This window comes from Bradyrhizobium sp., from assembly GCF_050014615.1.
GTDB lineage: Bacteria > Pseudomonadota > Alphaproteobacteria > Rhizobiales > Xanthobacteraceae > Bradyrhizobium.
The window spans coordinates 1-17,688 of sequence record NZ_JBEKCZ010000109.1; the positions used below are offsets into that span (position 1 = coordinate 1).

Below are 17,688 nucleotides of genomic sequence, written 5' to 3' on the forward strand. Positions count from 1 at the left end.
ATGCACATCCTGTCCGATTCCGCCGATGGCGGAAGATCTACGGCAACTGGTCGGAAGCAACGTGAAACGCCTGCGGATCGCGGCAGGCGTTTCGGCAAGCCGAGCTGGCGGAGAGGGAGGGATTCGAACCCCCGATAGGCTTGCACCTATGCCGCATTTCGAGTGCGGTGCATTCGACCACTCTGCCACCTCTCCAGGCGCCATGACGGGCGGACTCTGGCCCTTCGGTCGGGCCGTGTTCTAGGCGAGGATGGCCGGGCAGACAAGGCGCGGGGCGCGAAATTCCCCTCGTACGGCGTCAAACCAGTGGCCGATGAAGGGTGGGACCGCCAGACGCGAAAAAAACCGGCGGTCCCGTGTCGCGTCATTGAAATTGTGGCCAGGAAGTGCGGCTTCGCGGGCCAGCCTGAGCGACGGTTGGACCGTAGCGATCCCGGCGCACGCGGCAACGCGATCTCTGTTTTAACCTAACCGATCAAGGTTACCCCGCGCGCCGAACCCGGATTTCTCCGGTATTTCTCCAGCCATGGCGGGGCGCCTCGCAGTTAATCTCATTCACAAAGAAGGGCGTTCCCGGAGGACCCAGCTTTGAACGGAAGGACGCTCCCACTGGGCCCTCGCATAGCGGGCTAATTGAAGCGGCACCTGATCGCCATTGATGATCAGCCGATGGAGCATCAGCGCCAGATCGACGTCGGCGATCGACCAGTCGCCAAACAGATTTTCGCCGCCATGGCCGAGCAATTCGCTAGCCGCCGCACAGAGCTTGCGCGATGACAGCTGCGCCGCCGCGGAAAGCGGCGTGGAAATGGGCTGCCGGTAGAAGATGGTCGGCGTCGGACGCTCCATGCGGATCGGCATGAAGTCGCTGCGCAGCCAGGCCTGAACCTGACGGGCCCGCGCCCGCATCTGCCGGCCGGCCGGAAATATCGGCGGATCCGGAAAGGTGTCCTCCAGATATTCCGCAATGGCCGAGGATTCCGACAGCGCGAAGTCGCCATCGATCAGCGTCGGCACGCGCTGGGTCAGCGATGTCCTGGCGTAGGCCGGGTCGTTATTGGCGCCAGCATCGAGGTCCAGCGTCCTGATTTCAAACGACAGCTGTTTCTCGGTCAGCGCCACGAATACCGACATCGCATAGGGGGATGTGAACCGCGAGTCCGCGTAGAGAAGCATGGCCGTCGTGCCCGTTATGTCCGCTCAGTGTCGGCAGCCGCGGGTCATAGCGCTTTGGAGGGTTGCTGCAAAGCCTTGCGGCTCAATCCTTGCTCTTCTTTTCCTTCTTGTCTTCCTTTTCCTTTTTGTCGTCCCTGTCTCTGTCCTTTTCCTTCCGGCGATTGGTGAAGCGCGCATTGCCGAGGCCGGTGCCGATGGTCAGAACGCCCCAATGGTCGACGTCCTGCATGAACGGCACTTCGGAAAGGCCCTGCGCCACGCCGTCATTGTGCATCAGGACCGCGGTATCGTGATCGCCGATCGCAGGGATCGCCTCGACCAGGCTCGCCGGCAGATTGAACTTGCTGCTCTCCCAATTGCCCGGCAGGTTCTGCGCGCCCTTTGCAATCGAACCATCCTCGTTGATGACGCCGGGACAGGCGATCCCGATGAACGGCGCCAGCTTCAGGCCATCGGCGTCGGCCTCGGCAATCAGGCCTTTCAACATCTTGACCAGACGCTTGACGGCGCCTTCCCGCGTCGGCTCGTCATCGGCATGGCGCCAGAGTTCGGATTTCCACACCGACGCCTTCGACAGGTCGGGCGCTTTCTTCCAGCGGGTCTCGACCACGCCGCAGCGGATATTGCTGCCGCCGATGTCGACCGCCAGGATGCTGTCATGGGCTTCGAAAATCCACGACGGCGCCAGATGCAGGCAGCCGATCAGGCCGGCTTCATCGGGGTCAAAGCGGATCGGCACCAGATCGACCTGCAACCCCTCCGCCTTGAGCAGGATGTCGGTGCGCGCGATCGCGAGTTCGCCGACCCGGCTCTGGCGAAAGCCGCCGCCGACCACGATGCGCTCGGTGTCGGCCCAGGCCTTGGTCTTGAGAAAGCGCGACGTCACATGAGCGAGTTCCTGCGCGAATTCCTCGATGGCGCCATGCACCAGGGCGGCAGCGCCGATATCGTCACCGACCAGCGCCTGGTCGAGCGTGCTCTTGTCGATCGCCTCGGCGGATTTGTCGCCTAAGGGATCGTCGCCGTTTTTCTTCAGCGGCTTGCGCAGCGTATCCAGAATCTTGCGGAACGCGCCCTTGCTGGCGCGGTCGCCGAGAAAGCCGTCATCGTCCTTCAGTTCGATATTGAAGCTGTCCACGTCTACCGATGGCAAACGGGTGGCGCCGTGCCGGCCGATGCCGGCGGTCGTCAATGTGTCCTCAGCCATTTTGCCCCTGCGGATGCCAGAATGCGGTACAACGAGCAGGGAACCCGTTGGTTTCATCGGCGGGTGCTGTGGTCCGCCGGCGGGTTAAAGCCAGCCGGCAAAATCGGCTTGAACGCGTCAAATCCCTCAGATTTGGCTTGTTTCAGGGCCGCTTTTCCTTGACTCGGGTCGCCCAACCGCTATAAGTCCCGCACCCGGCGCGGGATATTTCTCGCGCTGTTTGTTTTTGCGTGGTTTTAAGGGGATCGCTCCCCGATTACGCAGAGATTCGCGACAATCCATGATTGTCGCGGTGAACCCATAACGACTGAAGAAAAAGCCGACCCGGACGTGTCCGAGGCCGGGATCGAACACGAAGGAATTAAACGATGTTCGCAGTCATCAAAACCGGCGGCCGGCAATACCGCGTCGTTCCGGATGATGTGCTCGAGATAGGCAAGATCGCCGGCGATGTCGGAACGATCGTGCAGCTTGGCGAAGTTCTCCTGGTCGGCGGTGACTCGCCGGTGCTCGGCGTGCCCACGGTTCCCGGCGCCTCGGTGGCCGCCGAAGTGCTGCAGCACAAGCGCGGCCCCAAGGTCATCTCGTTCAAGAAGCGCCGCCGCAAGAATTCGCGCCGCAAGCGCGGTTATCGCGACGAGATCACGGTGCTGCGCATCACCGAGATCCTGACCAACGATAACAAGCCGACCATCGGACCGCGCCCGAAGCGCGAGAAGCCGGTCGTCGCAGCGCCGGTGGACGGCGACGACGAGGCCCCGACGGCGGTCAAGAAGAAGGCCGCGCCCAAGAAGGCGGTCGCCAAAAAGGCCGCGCCGAAGCCGCGCGCCAAGGCTGATTCGAAGAAGCCCGATGCGAAGAAGGCTCCGGCCAAGGGCAAAAGTGATAAAAAGTGAAGCGTGAACTTGGAAGCGCGACATAAAGTGAAATGATTCCGTCAAGGAATCGATTTAGAGATTAGATAGAAGTTGGAGACGGGCCATGGCTCACAAAAAAGCAGGCGGTTCATCGCGTAACGGTCGTGATTCGGCAGGCAAGCGCCTCGGAATCAAGACGTATGGCGGCGAACATGTGATTCCCGGCAACATCATCGCGCGTCAGCGCGGCACCACCTGGCATCCCGGCCTTAATGTCGGCATGGGCACCGATCATACTTTGTTTGCCAAGGTCGAAGGCCATGTCGAGTTTCGTGCAAAAGCCAACGGCCGCACCTTCGTTTCGGTGGTTCCGATGACGGAAGCTGCGGCCGAGTAAACGGCGGGCAAACATGCTTCCGCCGGGTCCTGTTGAACCGGCGGAGCTCCAGAAGGCTCCAAGGGGAGGCGGGAAACCGGCCTCTCCTTTTTATTTGGTTATTTGGTCCGACCAGGAGCCCGACATGTTGCAGGATATCCCGACCCCGACCTTGCGCGAGGCGAGTAGCTGCGTCCTCGAGACCGAACGCCTGACGCTGCGCAGGCCGACGCTCGCGGACGTAAAGGCGATCGCGCGTCTCGCCAATGATCGCCGTATTGCGGAGAATGCCCGCCGCCTGCCGCATCCCTATTCGCCTGACGATGCCGTGGCGTTCGTGCGCGGAATTGCGAGCGAGCAGCGTGAAACCGTGTTCCTGATCGAGAACAATCATGCGCCGGTCGGGATGGTCGGCGTCGACTGGCGCGCGCCGGAGGCGCCGGAACTGGGTTACTGGCTCGGCGTGGAGCATTGGGGCCAGGGTTTCGCCACCGAGGCGGCGCGCGCGGTGATCGATTTCACCTTCGAGGAATTCGAGGTCGAGCAGTTGATCTCGGGCGCGCGGGTCGCCAACCCGTCCTCCCGCAACATTCTGGAGAAATGCGGCTTCCAGTGGAGCGGCGTCGAGTTGCACCGCTTCGAGGCGCTGGGATCGTCAACCCCGGTCGATTGCTTCCGTCTTTCGCGCGGCGTCTGGGCATCGCTGAAGAACTGGAACAATTCAACGCGGCGCACGCGGTAAGTGCAGAACACCAAGATTGTCGTCCCCGCGAACGCGGGGACCCATAATCCCCGGCGTTTGTTGTTGCGACGAGCGGTCGCTCCAACCTTTGCAAACCGATACGCCGGTGAGTATGGATCCCGGCTCGCGCGGAGCCTGTCATCGGGCGGCGCTTCGCGCCGACCCGTCGGCTTGGCCGGGACGACGACGGTAGTTGCTGCGCACCCTTGATTGCCGCGATGACACCTCTGCGATACGGATAAGACAACCGGGCCGCAGGAAATCAGGCATGACCGAGTTCGATCCCGCCGCGCATCGCATGGTGCCGGAGCAGCGCTGGTTCGAGGATTTTAGCCTCGGCGAGCGCTTTGTGATTCCGAGCCGCACCATGACGTCAGCGGTATTCGCGGCGTTTCAGACCGCGAGCGGCGATACCCATCCGGTGCATTACGACGTCGAATATTGCCGGGCCCGCGGGATGCCAGATCTGCTGGCCCACGGTTTCCAGACGCTGATCCACACCGCACCGGGCGCGGGGCTGTTTCCATATCTGGTGGAGGAATCGCTGGTCGGTTTTCTCGAACAATCGAGCCGGTTCGTAAAGCCGGTCTATGCCGGCGATACGATTTACCCCGCGCTCGAAGTGACGGAACTGACGCCGGGCCGCTCTACCGGCGTCGTGGCCCTGCGCAGCACCGTGTTCAACCAGCGCCGCGAGCTGGTGCTGGAGGGATTGCAGAAGTTCCTGATCCGGCGAAGGCCGGCGCAACCGTAACGCGCGCCGGGCACAGGCACGTCCGAAGCCTCCAAAAGGCCCGAAAATTAAGGCTTTTCGCCGATATCCCGGACATAAAGGGTTGCCGCGACACCCCCCCTGCCTTACCTGTACCCCATGAAATTCCTTGACGAAGCAAAGGTCTTTATCCGCTCCGGCGACGGCGGCAACGGCTGCGTGGCGTTCCGCCGCGAGAAGTATATCGAGTTCGGCGGCCCCTCCGGCGGCAATGGCGGCCGCGGCGGCGATGTCGTCGTCGAAGTGGTCGATGGCTTGAACACGCTGATCGACTATCGCTATCAGCAGCACTTCAAGGCGCAAAAGGGCACCAACGGCATGGGCAAGGATCGCCATGGCGCCAACGGCAAGCCGATCGTGCTCAAGGTGCCGGTCGGCACGCAGATCTTCGACGAGGATCGCGAAACGCTGATCTATGATTTCACCACGCTTGGCGAAAAATTCGTGCTCGCCGAAGGCGGCAATGGCGGCTTCGGCAACGCGCATTTCAAATCCTCCACCAACCGCGCGCCGCGCAACGCCAATCCCGGACTGGAAGGCGAGGAGCGCTGGATCTGGCTGCGGCTGAAGCTGATCGCGGATGCCGGCCTGGTCGGCCTGCCCAACGCCGGCAAGTCGACCTTCCTCTCTGTCGTCAGCGCCGCCAAACCGAAGATCGCCGACTATCCCTTCACCACGCTGCATCCACAGCTCGGCGTGGTCGATGTCGACGGCCGCGAATTCGTGCTGGCGGATATTCCGGGCCTGATCGAAGGCGCCCATGAAGGCGCCGGCCTCGGCGATCGCTTTCTCGGCCATGTCGAGCGCTGCCGTGTGTTGCTGCATCTGGTCGACGCGACCTGCGAACATGCCGGCCGGGCCTACAAGACGGTGCGAACCGAGCTCGACGCTTATGAGGGCGATCTCGCCGACAAGATCGAGATCGTCGCGCTCAACAAGATCGACGCCGTGACCCCGGAACAATTGAAGGCGCAGCGCGACCGGCTCAAGCGTGCCGCCAAAAAAACCCCGCTGCTGATGTCGGGCGTATCAGGCGCGGGCGTAAAGGAAGCGCTGCGGGCGCTGGTCGAGGTGATCGGCGAGGCCCCGGTCTCGGCCAAGGCCAAGGGAGCCGCGAAGGCGGAGCCCTGGGCGCCGCAAACGACCTAGCAAAAGACCTGGCAAGAGATCTGGCAAAAGAACCTGGATCACCGACAAACTCTGCTGCAAAGTCCCATCCATGGCCCGCCCCAACCTGAAAAATTTCCGGCGTATCGTCGTCAAGGTCGGCTCGTCGCTGCTGATCGATTCCGACGCCGGCGAAGTGCGGGCGTCGTGGCTCGCTGCGCTGGCCGCCGATCTGGCCAGGCTGCATGGCGAGGGCCGCGAACTCTTGATCGTGTCTTCCGGCGCGATTGCGCTGGGACGCAGCCGCCTGAAGCTGCCGCGCGGCGCGCTGAAACTCGAGGAAAGCCAGGGCGCCGCAGCCGTGGGGCAGATCGCACTGGCGCGGATCTGGTCGGAAGTGCTCGGTCATCACGGCATTGGCGCCGGGCAGATCCTGGTCACCCTGCAGGACACCGAGGAACGACGTCGTTACCTCAACGCGCGCTCGACCATCGCCAAGCTGCTGGAATGGCGCGCGGTGCCGGTGATTAACGAAAACGATACCGTCGCCACCAATGAAATCCGCTACGGCGACAATGACCGCCTCGCCGCCCGCGTCGCCACCATGGCGAGCGCGGACCTGTTGATCCTGCTGTCGGACATCGATGGCCTCTATGACGCGCCGCCGGGCAGCAACCCGAATGCGAAACTCGTTCCGGTCGTCGAATCCGTCACCTCGGAAATCGAAGCCATGGCGGGCGCCGCGGAATCCGAACTGTCGCGCGGCGGCATGACCACCAAGATCGAAGCCGCCAAGATCGCCACCACCGCCGGCACCCATATGCTGATCGCGTCGGGCAAGATCGAACATCCGCTGCAAGCCATCGCCAATGGCGGGCGCTGCACCTGGTTCCTGACGCCAGCCAACCCCGTGACCGCGCGCAAGCGCTGGATCGCCGGCTCGCTGGAGCCGAAGGGCACTTTGACCATCGATGCCGGTGCAGTGAGCGCGCTGCGCGCGGGCAAGAGCCTGTTGCCGGCCGGCGTGATCCGGGTCGATGGGCAATTCGCCCGCGGCGATGCCGTCGTCGTGCGCGGCCCCGACACCCATGAAATCGGCCGCGGCCTCGTCGCCTATGACGCCGAGGACGCCGAGAAGATCAAGGGCCGCTCCTCGCCCGATGTGATGACCATCCTTCGCATCAGCGGGCGGGCGGAAATGATCCACCGCGACGACCTCGTGATCGGCCCAAGCGCGGCATTGTCCGCAAATTAGAGCCAGCCTGGGACCCCCAACTAGGCCAATGGCCTGGTCATCACGGTTCGGCCGCCGCTGCCGACGCCTGCCACCAGCCACCGCCCGCCAGCCATGCCGCTTCCGCACCTCGCAAAATACGGATTTTCGTGCTAGGACATGGCCTTAACTGAAAGCAAGAATCGACAAGAACTGACATGACCGCGCCGCTGAAGGCGATCGACGGAAACGCCGATTTGCCGGATCTGATGAACGATCTTGCTGCCCGCGCCCGCGCCGCCGCGCGGGTGCTGGCGCTTGCGTCGCCCGGGCAGAAGAACCACGCGCTCGATGCCATCGAACGCGCCATCCGCGCCCATGCCTCCGAGATTCTCGCCGCCAATGCCGAGGACGTCGCGGAAGTTCGCGCAGGAGGCGCGAGCCCAGCCTTCATCGATCGGCTGGCGCTGACCAAAACGCGCATCGATGCGATGGCCGACGGCGTCGCGACCGTGCGCGCGATCGCCGACCCCATCGGGGTGGTGACCGAGAGCTGGCAGCGTCCCAACGGCATGACCATCGAACGCGTGCGCGTGCCGCTCGGCGTCGTCGCGGTGATTTTCGAAAGCCGCCCCAATGTCGCCGCCGACGCCGGCGTGCTGTGCCTGAAATCCGGCAATGCCGTGATCCTGCGCGGCGGCTCGGACAGCTTTCGGTCCTGCCGCGCGATCCATGACTGCCTGGTGCAGGGATTGCGCGAGGCCGGCCTGCCCGAGGCTGCGATCACTCTGGTGCCGACCCGTGACCGGGCCGCGGTCGGGCTGCTGCTCGGCGGATTGAACGGCGGCGTCGACGTCATCGTGCCGCGCGGCGGCAAGAGTCTGGTCGCGCGCGTCGAGGCCGAAGCGCGCGTGCCGGTATTCGCGCATCTGGAAGGCGTCAATCACGTTTACGTCGATCATGCCGCCAATCTCGACATGGCGAAGTCGATCGTGCTGAACGCCAAGATGCGCCGCCCCGGCGTGTGCGGCGCCGCCGAAACCCTGCTGGTCGATCGTGCCGCGGCATCGACCAATCTCAAGCCGCTGGTGCAGATGCTGATCGACGCCGGCTGCGAGGTGCGCGGCGACGACGCCGTGCAACGAACCGATCCGCGGGTGAAGCCGGCTTCCGATGAAGACTGGGACACCGAATATGAGGACGCGATCATCACCGCCAAGGTGGTCGACGGCGTCGACGAGGCGATCGCCCATATTCACAACCACGGCTCGCACCATACCGATGCGATCGTGACGGAAGACGAAGACGCTGCGCGCAAATTCCTCAACGAGGTCGATTCGGCGATCGTGCTGCATAACGCATCGACCCAGTTCGCCGATGGCGGCGAATTCGGCTTCGGCGCGGAAATCGGCATCGCCACCGGGAAATTCCATGCCCGCGGCCCGGTCGGCGCCGAGCAATTGACCAGCTTCAAATATCGCGTTCACGGCACCGGGCAGACCCGGCCGTGAGCGCCAGAAATTTTTCAAGCGAACGCCTGGTCCCGACACGACGAAAGCACCCTGGTTTGCGCATGCGGTGGCGCCGTTGAAGCCAGCTTCGGTCGCGTCACCGTCTGTTGCGCCAGCGATCCCGCTTCACAGCAACGGCATGCGCATCGGCCTGCTCGGCGGCTCCTTTAATCCGCCGCATGTCGCGCACCGCGCCATCAGCCTGTTCGCCATCAAGCGGCTGAAGCTCGACCGCGTGTGGTGGCTGGTTACCCCGGGCAATCCGCTCAAGGATGATGGGGCCTTGCACGATCTCGACGAGCGCGCGGAGGCCGCGCGCCGCATGGCCAATGATCCGCGCATCGATGTCACTTGTCTCGAATCCGTCATCGGGACACGATACACTGTCGATACGATTAGATATCTGCGCCGCCGCGCTTCCGGCCTGCGTTTTGTCTGGATCATGGGCGCCGACAATCTGGCGCAATTTCACCGCTGGCAAAACTGGCGGCGCATCGCATCCGAGGTGCCGATCGCTGTGATCGACCGTCCGCCGCAAAGTTTTCGCGCCCTGGCCGCGCCCGCGGCCCAGGCGCTGGCGCGCTACCGCCTGCCTGAAAACCAGGCCGGCAGGCTGGCAGACCAGCATGCCCCAGCCTGGGTCTTTCTCACCGGCATGAAGCTGAGCCTGTCATCGACCGGCCTGCGCAACCAGGACGGCAGCTGGAGGACAAGGTGAGCGCGCGGCACCCGAGAAGATGAGGTTACCGGTAACAGTACCCCTTTTGTTTCCGAAGCTCGTCAAGGGGATGCTGCCAAGGGAAGACTGCAATGGATCACGAACTTCGGAACCGGGGTACTGGATATTGAAACCGTTAACCCCACATGCATAGTATGGTTGGCGGGCGGCCGAAGGATTCGGCGTTCGCGATACAGTGAAAGGAATGGTCCCTGGCCACATCTGTATTGTCCAAGTCTGTTTTACCCGAGGTTCCTAAGATCAAGGCATCTAAAAGCGCGCGTAAAACATCGACAAAAGCTGCGGCCTTGAAGGCGCAACCCGACGCCGACAAGACCCTGAATATGATCCTCTCCCGCCTCGAAGATATGAAGGCGGAAGAAACGGTCACCATCGACCTTCGCGGCAAATCAGCATTTTCCGACTACATGATCGTCACCACCGGCCGGGCCAACCGGCATGTCGGCGCGATCGCGGAAAATGTCGCCAAAGGTCTCAAGGAAACCGGAATCAAAAGCATCCACGTCGAGGGCTTGCCCAACTGCGACTGGGTGCTGATCGATTCCGGCGACGTGATCGTGCACGTGTTCAGACCCGAGGTGCGCGAGTTCTACAATCTGGAGCGATTGTGGACTCAGGGCCCGACGGCGGTGAAGGCGGTCTGACGATCCAGCCGATGTAAATCGGCTGGGCGCATGCAGGGGTGCGGCGCGCATACTGCAAGAGCGGATTCGCTTTTGCGGACGGAACGTGCGCAATTCATCGACCTCAATTATTGATCAAGCATGCGCCTCGTCGTCATTTCAATCGGCCGGCTGAAGCAGGGCCCGGAGCGGGAACTGGCCGAGCGTTACCGCGAACGATTCGACGACATCGGCCGCAAGCTCGGCTTTCGCGGCCTCGAAATTCATGAAGTTCCCGAAAGCCGTGCCCGCGACGCGGCGACCCGGATGGCCGAGGAAGCCGCGGCGATTTCGGCCGCAATCCCGGCGAAATCCACCCTGGTGGCGCTCGACGAGCGCGGCGACAATGTCGACAGCGCTGCCTTTGCCCGGCATCTTGGCCGCTGGCGGGACGAACAGGTCGCCAATACTATTTTCACAATCGGCGGCGCGGACGGACTTTCGCCCGATTTACGGCGCATGGCAAAGCTGAGGATGGCGTTCGGCTCCGCGACCTGGCCGCACCAGATGGTTCGCGTCATGCTTCTCGAACAGATTTACCGGGCCGCGACCATTCTGGCGGGGCACCCTTATCACCGCGCCTGACACGCGCAACGCAGGTGCCGGAAAGCACTGATTTGGATTCGATGCTGCCAGCGCGGAACAGTGATTCGTCCCCCGACACCGCCCGCCGCGGTCAGCGATCTGCGGTCCGCATTCCGCTCTCGATCGCCTTGTTGTCCGCGGCTCTGGCCGGGATCGGCGTTTTGCCCGCGGCGGCGCAGGTCGCGGAATCGACGCCGCAGACAACGGCGCCTCAGACAACGACTCCGCCGATATCGGCCGCTTCGCCCGATGCCATCAAGCAGCGCGAGCAGGAACTCGATGCCGCCCGAACCCAGCAGAAAAATGCCGCCGAAGTTCAACAAAAACTCAAGGCCGATATCACCGCGATCGGTCAGGACCGCAGCAAGCTCAATGCGCAGTTGATCGACATCGCCGCCCAGGTCCGCGGCGTCGAGACCCGGATCGGCGACGCCGAAACACGGCTGCGCCCGCTCGACGGCCGCGAGCAACAGATCAGAAGCTCGCTTGATTCGCGCCGTTCCGAGATTGTCGAGGTGCTGGCGGCCCTGCAACGCGCCGGACGACGCACGCCTCCAGCCTTGCTGGTGAGGCCGGAAGATGCGCTGCAATCGCTGCGTACCGCCATGCTGCTTGGAGCCGTGGTGCCCGAACTGCGCGGTCGCGCTGAAAAACTGTCCGGCGACCTCACCGAACTGGTTGAACTGCGCAAGACCATTGCCTCGGAGCGCGACCGGCTCGCGGTTGACCGCGACAGGCTGAGGGACGATCAAACCCGGCTGGCGGCGCTGGTCGACGAGCGGCAGCGAAAGCAGAGCTCGATCGAAAAGGACCTGGAGGCGGAGGGCGCGCGCGCCGTGATGCTGTCCAGGCAGGTCGACAGCCTGCAGGGCCTGATCGGCAAAATGGAACAGGATCTGAAGAGTGCGGCCAAAGCAGCCGCAACCGCCAGCCTGCAGGGGGCGCCTGCCACCATCAATGGCAAGCCCAATCTGGCGGCGCTGAAGGACCCCGCCCGGCTGAGCCCGGCCATTGCGTTTGCCGCCGCCAGGGGTTTATTCGCGCTGCCGGTTAACGGCACCAAGATTCGCGAGTTTGGCGGTTCCGATGGTTCCGGTGGCGTCGAAAAAGGCATTTCTTTGGCAACCCGGCCCGGCGCCCAGGTCACAACCCCGTGTGACGGCTGGGTTGTTTACGCCGGTCCGTTCCGCAGCTACGGACAACTCTTGATCCTTAATGCCGGGGGCGGGTATCATGTACTGATCGCCGGGATGGAGCGCATTTCGGTCAACATCGGCCAGTTTGTACTTACGGGGGAGCCGGTCGCGACGATGGGGACGACGTCCCAGGTCGCTTCAATCCTCGCGACTAACGCGAGCCAGCCCGTGCTCTATATCGAGTTCCGTAAGGACGGCACTCCCATTGATCCAGGCCCATGGTGGGCCGCAAATGAAGGCGAAAAGGTTCGCGGATGATGCGCAAGACTTCTGTAATTCTCCTTAGCGCCGCCACTGGCGCGGCATTGACGCTGTTCGTGACCCAGCCACGCTCGGTGATGATGGGATCGAGTGCGCGTGCCGCGACCTCGGACACCTATCGCCAGCTCAATCTGTTCGGCGATGTGTTCGAACGGGTCCGCAGCGACTATGTCGAAAAGCCCGATGACAGCAAGCTCATCGAATCCGCGATCAGCGGCATGCTGAGCGGCCTCGATCCGCATTCCAGTTACATGGATGCCAAGAGCTTCCGCGACATGCAGGTGCAGACCCGCGGTGAGTTCGGCGGATTGGGCATCGAAGTCACGATGGAAGACGGGCTGATCAAGGTGGTGTCGCCGATCGACGACACACCGGCGTCCAAGGCCGGCATCATGGCCAACGACATCATCACCACGCTCGACGACGAAGCCGTACAGGGCCTCACCCTCAATCAGGCCGTCGAGAAGATGCGCGGGCCCGTCAATACCAAGATCAAGCTGAAGATCATTCGCAAGGGTCAGGACAACCCGCTCGACATCACGCTGGTGCGCGACAACATCCGCGTCCGCTCGGTGCGCGCCCATGTCGAAGGCGATGATATCGGCTATATCCGCATCACCACGTTCAACGAGCAGACCACCGAAGGCCTGAAGCGGGAAATCGGCAATCTGAGCACCCAGATCGGCGACAAGCTGAAAGGCTTCATCATCGACCTGCGCAACAACCCCGGCGGTTTGCTTGAAGAAGCCGTCACGGTTTCCGACACCTTCCTCGAACGCGGCGAGATCGTCTCGACCCGCGGGCGCAACGCCGAGGAAACCCAGCGCCGCGCCGCGCATCCCGGCGATCTGACCAAGGGCAAGCCGGTGATCGTTCTGATCAACGGCGGCTCGGCATCGGCTTCCGAAATCGTCGCCGGCGCGCTGCAGGACCACAAACGGGCCACGCTGGTCGGCACGCGCTCGTTCGGCAAGGGCTCGGTGCAGACCATCATTCCGCTCGGCTCCGGCAACGGCGCGCTGCGGCTCACCACCGCGCGCTACTTCACGCCATCGGGTAAATCGATCCAGGCCAAGGGCATCGTTCCCGACATCGAAGTGCTGCAGGACGTGCCCGACGAGTTGAAGTCCCGCACCGACACCAAGGGCGAAGCTTCGCTGCGCGGCCATCTGAAGTCCGAAGGCGACGAGAAGACCGGTTCGCAATCCTACGTGCCGCCGGACGCCAAGGACGACAAGGCCTTGAAGATGGCGGACGACCTGCTTCACGGTATCAAGTCCACGGCCTCAACGACGCCTGCTGCCGCGCCGGCTAACGGCGACAAGGCCGCGATCGACAAACCCGCCACCGAAAAGGCGAACTGATCCAGTTCAGCCGGATTTTGTGAAAAGGGCGGCCTCCGGGCCGCCCTTTTTGTTGCCGGGTTCCGATCGCCCGGAACTGCACCCGCGGCCCGCTTTCGCCCGGCCCGCCGCGATGCCCTGTCCGCCGGGCCGTATCTGCCAAGGCCTTGCTTCGCCGTGGTATCGTCGGCCCGGTTGATTCGGGGAGACCGATGGCAGAGACGGCCGACGATCTGAGCACGCCGCTCGGACAGAAAACGGTGCGCCGGAAGCGCCGATTCCGGCTGCCGTTTACCGGTCTCCAGGCGCTCGCCGTACTGCTCGGCCTGTTTCTGGCGACCTTCGCAGGCTTCGCCATCTTCAACCAAAATCCCCTGGGCGGCGAGCCCATGACACGCGTCGCGATCCGACAGTCCGCGCCGACCGACGAAAAAATCGCCCCGGCGCCCGCAACTGCCTCCGAGTCGGGCTCAAAATCCCCGGCCAGGCAGGCCGCACCGTCCGAGCAGCGGACCGTCACCATTATCGACGGCTCCAGCGGAGCGCGACACGACGTCGCAATCTCCGGCGATAGCCCGGACAAAGCCGAGACGGATGCCGCCCCCGCCATGATGGCCGGGATAGATCAGCACCTCTTGGAAAAATCACGCTACGGCATGATCCCGGTAGCGTCGGACGGATTGAAGCCCTTCACCGTCTACGCCGCCGATGCCGACCGCGCCAAAGCGGCAAAGATGCCGGTGGTCGCGATCGTGGTCGGAGGACTTGGGATCGGCGCCGCCAAGACCGCCGACGCCATCATGAAACTGCCGCCCGCGGTGACCCTGGCGTTTACGCCCTATGGCTCGGATCCCACCAAGCTGGCCGAGCGGGCGCGGGCGCAACGTCACGAGATCCTGCTGCAGATTCCGATGGAACCGTTCGATTATCCCGACAACGACCCCGGCCCGCAAACCCTGCTCACGACGCTGGCGCCCGAACAGAATCTCGACCGCTTCTACTGGCATCTCAGCCGTTTCCAGGGTTATGCGGGGATCGCCAATTTCATGGGCGGACGCTTTGTCGTGACCGACGCCGTGATGCAGCCGATCGTCCGCGAGGCCGCCAAGCGCGGGCTCGGCTATTTCGACGACGGATCGGCGCCGCGCAGCGTCGCCCCGTCATTGGCGGCCGCCCAGGCGATGCCGTTCGCCAGGGCCGATTTGAGCATCGATGCGGTGCCGACCGCCGTGGAAATCGACCGGGCGCTGGCCAGGCTTGAAAGTCTGGCCAAGGAACGCGGCGTCGCGGTCGGCATGGCCTCGGCGTTGCCGATTTCGATTGAGCGGATTAGCGTATGGGTCAAGGCGCTTGAAAGCCATGGCATCATGCTTGTGCCATTGACAACCGCGATGCTGAAATCAAAATCGGGCTAGAGCATGATCCGGAAAAGTGGGAACCGGTTTTCCCTCGCGACAAACGCCAGAGGCGTTTGCGCGCAGATCATGCTCAAACAAGAAGATGGACGACGAGCATGATTCAACCCCATCATGCTCTAGGGCAATTGGGGCGGCACAATTTCGAAAAACCCGCCAGACCAGTCCGCCGGCGTAATGGCAAGAGGCTTTGACGGAATGGCGCGTTACGAAGACCTGCCCTATCGAACATGCGTCGGCATGATGCTGATCAACGCAGCGGGGCTGGTCTTCATCGGTCGCCGCGCCGGCGGCATCGAACATGTCGACGAAACCCATGTCTGGCAGATGCCGCAAGGCGGCGTCGATCCGGGCGAGGACACCTGGGATGCGGCGAAGCGCGAACTCTATGAGGAAACCAGCGTCCGCTCGGTACAAAAGCTCGGCGAGGTCGCCGACTGGCTGATCTATGACATTCCGCGCACCGTCGCCGGCCGCGCATGGAAAGGCCGTTATCGTGGCCAGCGGCAGAAATGGTTCGCGGTTCGTTTTACCGGCCAGGACACCGAGATCAATGTCGCGAGCCCCGGCGGTGGACACAAGGCCGAGTTCGTCAACTGGCGCTGGGAGCCGATGAAAAATCTCCCGGACCTGATCGTTCCTTTCAAGCGCCCGGTCTATGAGCGCGTGGTCAAGGAATTCTCCAGGCTCGCGGGCGGTTAGCTCTTGGCGGACGATAAGCCCTATCGCCCCAATGTGGGGATCGCGCTGTTCAACAGCTCGGGCCAGGTCCTGATCGGGCGCCGCTTCCGGGACGATGGACCGGAAATCATTCTTCCAGGCCTCGAATGGCAGATGCCGCAGGGCGGCATCGACGCCGACGAGAATCCGCGCGAGGCGGTGATGCGCGAACTCTGGGAAGAGACCGGGGTGACACACGCCGATTATCTCGGCGAAACCGATTGGCTGAATTACGAGTTTCCGCCATTTTCCGGGCCGTCGTCACACCGGCTCGCGAAATTCCGCGGCCAGCGCCAGAAGTGGTTCGCGCTGCGTTTCACCGGCTCCGAGCAGGAAATCGATCCGCTGACACCGCGCAACGGCCAACCGCCGGAGTTCGACCAATGGCGATGGGAACGGCTCGACCGCGTCGCCGATCTCGTGGTGCCGTTCCGGCGCGATGTATATCAGGCGGTGGCGCGGAGTTTTGCGGCGTTCGTGCGATGAGGCGGCCCTAGAGCATGATTCAACTGAGTTGAATCATGCTCGTCGTCCATCTTCTTGTTTGAGCATGATCTCCGCGCAAACGCCTCTGGCGTTTGTCGCGAGGGAAAACCGGTTCCCACTTTTCCGGATCATGCTCTAATTCGGTCCGACTGCAAACGGGCCGATCGCGATGACGTGGCAATCGCTGTCGCGCCTGGTGCAATTGCCCAGGGCTTCACTGACCGCCCCCTGTTCACTGGCCGCCCTGAGCGCCAGTCCCGGACGCCCGGAGGTGCCGACGGCAACGGCATTCCATCCGGATGATGCATCCGCGAGCTTGCGCGCCACGTCGTCTCTTGCATCAGGAGCAATCGAGGGATTCCTGTCTGCGCGAAAGAACCCGATGGCCCTGAAACTGGTTGGCACCGGCACCACGAAGGTATCGTCAATGGCCACGATCATGCAGGCCACGCCGGCCAGCGCGCCGCAGGTTTCAAGGGTTCGACGCTCCGATTCCTCGGTGGTTTCTCCACCGACATAGAAAATGAACTGCCCTCCCGGACCGACCGCGATCGATTTGCTTTTCCGGCCCGGAATATAGGCGCTCTCAAGCCTGGCTCTTCCGGGATCGCGGACAAATGGCATATCCTTCGCCGCGAACGGCTTCTCGGTCGACGGATCGTGCCTGATCCACGGCAGCGGCGGCAGTGGCGGACGGCCATGCGGATAGACCACGGTGTTGCCGACCGCGTAAATCTCGCATTTGCGCGGCGACTGAACCGCGTCGGATTTCTTCTGGCACTGCTCGAGCGCGCTGCTCTTGGCGGTTTCTTCGCTCGGCTGGCCGGTCACCGGCGCGATGATGCCGTTGATGTTAAGGGCCAAAGCCTTGTGATCCGACGCCGCGGCGTATTCGGTCGCCCAGGTGGAACGGATCTTGTCGGTGACGAACGGCATGGTCTCGGCGGCAAACTTTTCGCCCGATGGTGTCGACGGCGGCGAAGGCGCCGCTACGGCCGTCGGGGCGACGGCTGGCGTTGAAATCGCCTGTGGCGAAGACACGGTCACGGCCCGTTTGCTGGCCCGGGATGCTTCTTTCAGCGCCTCCCCGATTTCCATCTTGGTAAAATAAAGAAACCCGCCGACGCCGATGGCGACGAGACACACCACCGTCACCGCCAAAGGCCACATCCAGTTCGGACTGGTGGCAGGCCGGGGTGACAGCGGCTTCTTGATTTGCGGCGTCGCATAGGTTCCGTCCTCGCGCCGCATCGCCACCAGATAGGCGTGCACCGGAGTGGGAATGTTCTTCACTTCCTGCGCGCCGATGTCGGCGAACTG

18 protein-coding genes and 1 tRNA gene are annotated in these 17,688 nt (G+C 63.2%); 15 read left to right on the plus strand and 4 right to left on the minus strand.

The window, feature by feature from the left end:
- Positions 1-105: 105 nt before the first annotated feature.
- From ABR948_RS17920 to ABR948_RS17930, 3 genes are all read right to left on the minus strand, one after another.
- Positions 106-195 (minus strand) — tRNA-Ser (locus ABR948_RS17920).
- A 360-nt stretch (positions 196-555) separates the two neighbouring features.
- Complete coding sequence (gene yfcF / locus ABR948_RS17925; protein WP_428120270.1) at positions 556-1,176, minus strand: glutathione transferase; 621 nt, start codon at positions 1,174-1,176, stop codon at positions 556-558.
- Positions 1,177-1,258: 82 nt separating this feature from the next.
- Complete coding sequence (locus ABR948_RS17930) at positions 1,259-2,383, minus strand: ROK family protein (RefSeq protein ID WP_428120272.1); 1,125 nt, start codon at positions 2,381-2,383, stop codon at positions 1,259-1,261.
- Between the two features lie 368 nt (positions 2,384-2,751).
- Here ABR948_RS17930 and rplU point away from each other — a divergent pair, with 368 nt between their 5' ends.
- The 15 genes from rplU to ABR948_RS18005 all read left to right on the plus strand — a co-directional run bounded on the left by rplU (position 2,752) and on the right by ABR948_RS18005 (position 16,368).
- A complete protein-coding gene (gene rplU, locus ABR948_RS17935) occupies positions 2,752-3,279 on the plus strand; it encodes a 50S ribosomal protein L21 (RefSeq protein ID WP_428120274.1) in 528 nt (175 codons plus the stop codon).
- 85 nt (positions 3,280-3,364) lie between these two features.
- Entirely contained in the window at positions 3,365-3,637 is a 273-nt protein-coding gene (rpmA, locus tag ABR948_RS17940) for a 50S ribosomal protein L27 (protein WP_428120276.1), read from the plus strand.
- A 124-nt stretch (positions 3,638-3,761) separates the two neighbouring features.
- On the plus strand, positions 3,762-4,358 hold the full coding sequence (locus ABR948_RS17945) for a GNAT family N-acetyltransferase (protein ID WP_428120278.1): 597 nt from the start codon (positions 3,762-3,764) through the stop codon (positions 4,356-4,358).
- 268 nt (positions 4,359-4,626) lie between these two features.
- Positions 4,627-5,112: a MaoC family dehydratase gene (locus ABR948_RS17950; RefSeq protein WP_428120281.1), complete on the plus strand. Its 486-nt coding sequence runs from the start codon at positions 4,627-4,629 to the stop codon at positions 5,110-5,112.
- Positions 5,113-5,229: 117 nt separating this feature from the next.
- The gene (gene obgE / locus ABR948_RS17955; protein WP_428120283.1) at positions 5,230-6,279 is read left to right on the plus strand and encodes a GTPase ObgE; all 1,050 of its coding nucleotides are present in this window, start codon (positions 5,230-5,232) and stop codon (positions 6,277-6,279) included.
- Between the two features lie 70 nt (positions 6,280-6,349).
- The gene (gene proB, locus ABR948_RS17960) at positions 6,350-7,492 is read left to right on the plus strand and encodes a glutamate 5-kinase (protein WP_428120285.1); all 1,143 of its coding nucleotides are present in this window, start codon (positions 6,350-6,352) and stop codon (positions 7,490-7,492) included.
- A gap of 176 nt (positions 7,493-7,668) precedes the next feature.
- The gene (locus ABR948_RS17965; RefSeq protein WP_428120287.1) at positions 7,669-8,961 is read left to right on the plus strand and encodes a glutamate-5-semialdehyde dehydrogenase; all 1,293 of its coding nucleotides are present in this window, start codon (positions 7,669-7,671) and stop codon (positions 8,959-8,961) included.
- A 76-nt stretch (positions 8,962-9,037) separates the two neighbouring features.
- Entirely contained in the window at positions 9,038-9,679 is a 642-nt protein-coding gene (locus ABR948_RS17970) for a nicotinate-nucleotide adenylyltransferase (protein ID WP_428120289.1), read from the plus strand.
- 308 nt (positions 9,680-9,987) lie between these two features.
- Positions 9,988-10,344 (plus strand): ribosome silencing factor, encoded by a 357-nt coding sequence (rsfS, locus tag ABR948_RS17975; RefSeq protein WP_428120291.1) that lies wholly within the window; start codon positions 9,988-9,990, stop codon positions 10,342-10,344.
- A 120-nt stretch (positions 10,345-10,464) separates the two neighbouring features.
- Complete coding sequence (rlmH, locus tag ABR948_RS17980; protein WP_428120293.1) at positions 10,465-10,947, plus strand: 23S rRNA (pseudouridine(1915)-N(3))-methyltransferase RlmH; 483 nt, start codon at positions 10,465-10,467, stop codon at positions 10,945-10,947.
- 41 nt (positions 10,948-10,988) lie between these two features.
- Positions 10,989-12,401: a murein hydrolase activator EnvC family protein gene (locus tag ABR948_RS17985; protein WP_428120295.1), complete on the plus strand. Its 1,413-nt coding sequence runs from the start codon at positions 10,989-10,991 to the stop codon at positions 12,399-12,401.
- Positions 12,398-13,768, plus strand: coding sequence for a S41 family peptidase (locus ABR948_RS17990; protein ID WP_428120297.1), 1,371 nt, complete (start codon positions 12,398-12,400; stop codon positions 13,766-13,768). The genes ABR948_RS17985 and ABR948_RS17990 overlap by 4 nt, the downstream gene beginning before the upstream one ends.
- Before the next feature lie 191 nt (positions 13,769-13,959).
- Positions 13,960-15,162, plus strand: a complete 1,203-nt coding sequence (locus ABR948_RS17995) for a divergent polysaccharide deacetylase family protein (protein ID WP_428120299.1) — start codon at positions 13,960-13,962, stop codon at positions 15,160-15,162.
- 198 nt (positions 15,163-15,360) lie between these two features.
- Positions 15,361-15,864 carry an RNA pyrophosphohydrolase gene (locus ABR948_RS18000; protein WP_428120301.1) on the plus strand — a complete coding sequence of 168 codons (504 nt, stop codon included), beginning with the start codon at positions 15,361-15,363 and terminating at the stop codon, positions 15,862-15,864.
- A gap of 3 nt (positions 15,865-15,867) precedes the next feature.
- Complete coding sequence (locus ABR948_RS18005) at positions 15,868-16,368, plus strand: RNA pyrophosphohydrolase (protein WP_428120303.1); 501 nt, start codon at positions 15,868-15,870, stop codon at positions 16,366-16,368.
- Positions 16,369-16,503: 135 nt separating this feature from the next.
- On the opposite strand, the gene ABR948_RS18010 is transcribed toward ABR948_RS18005, so the two are convergent.
- The coding region (locus tag ABR948_RS18010; RefSeq protein WP_428120305.1) for an adenylate/guanylate cyclase domain-containing protein at positions 16,504-17,688 on the minus strand (1,185 nt) is incomplete at its 5' end.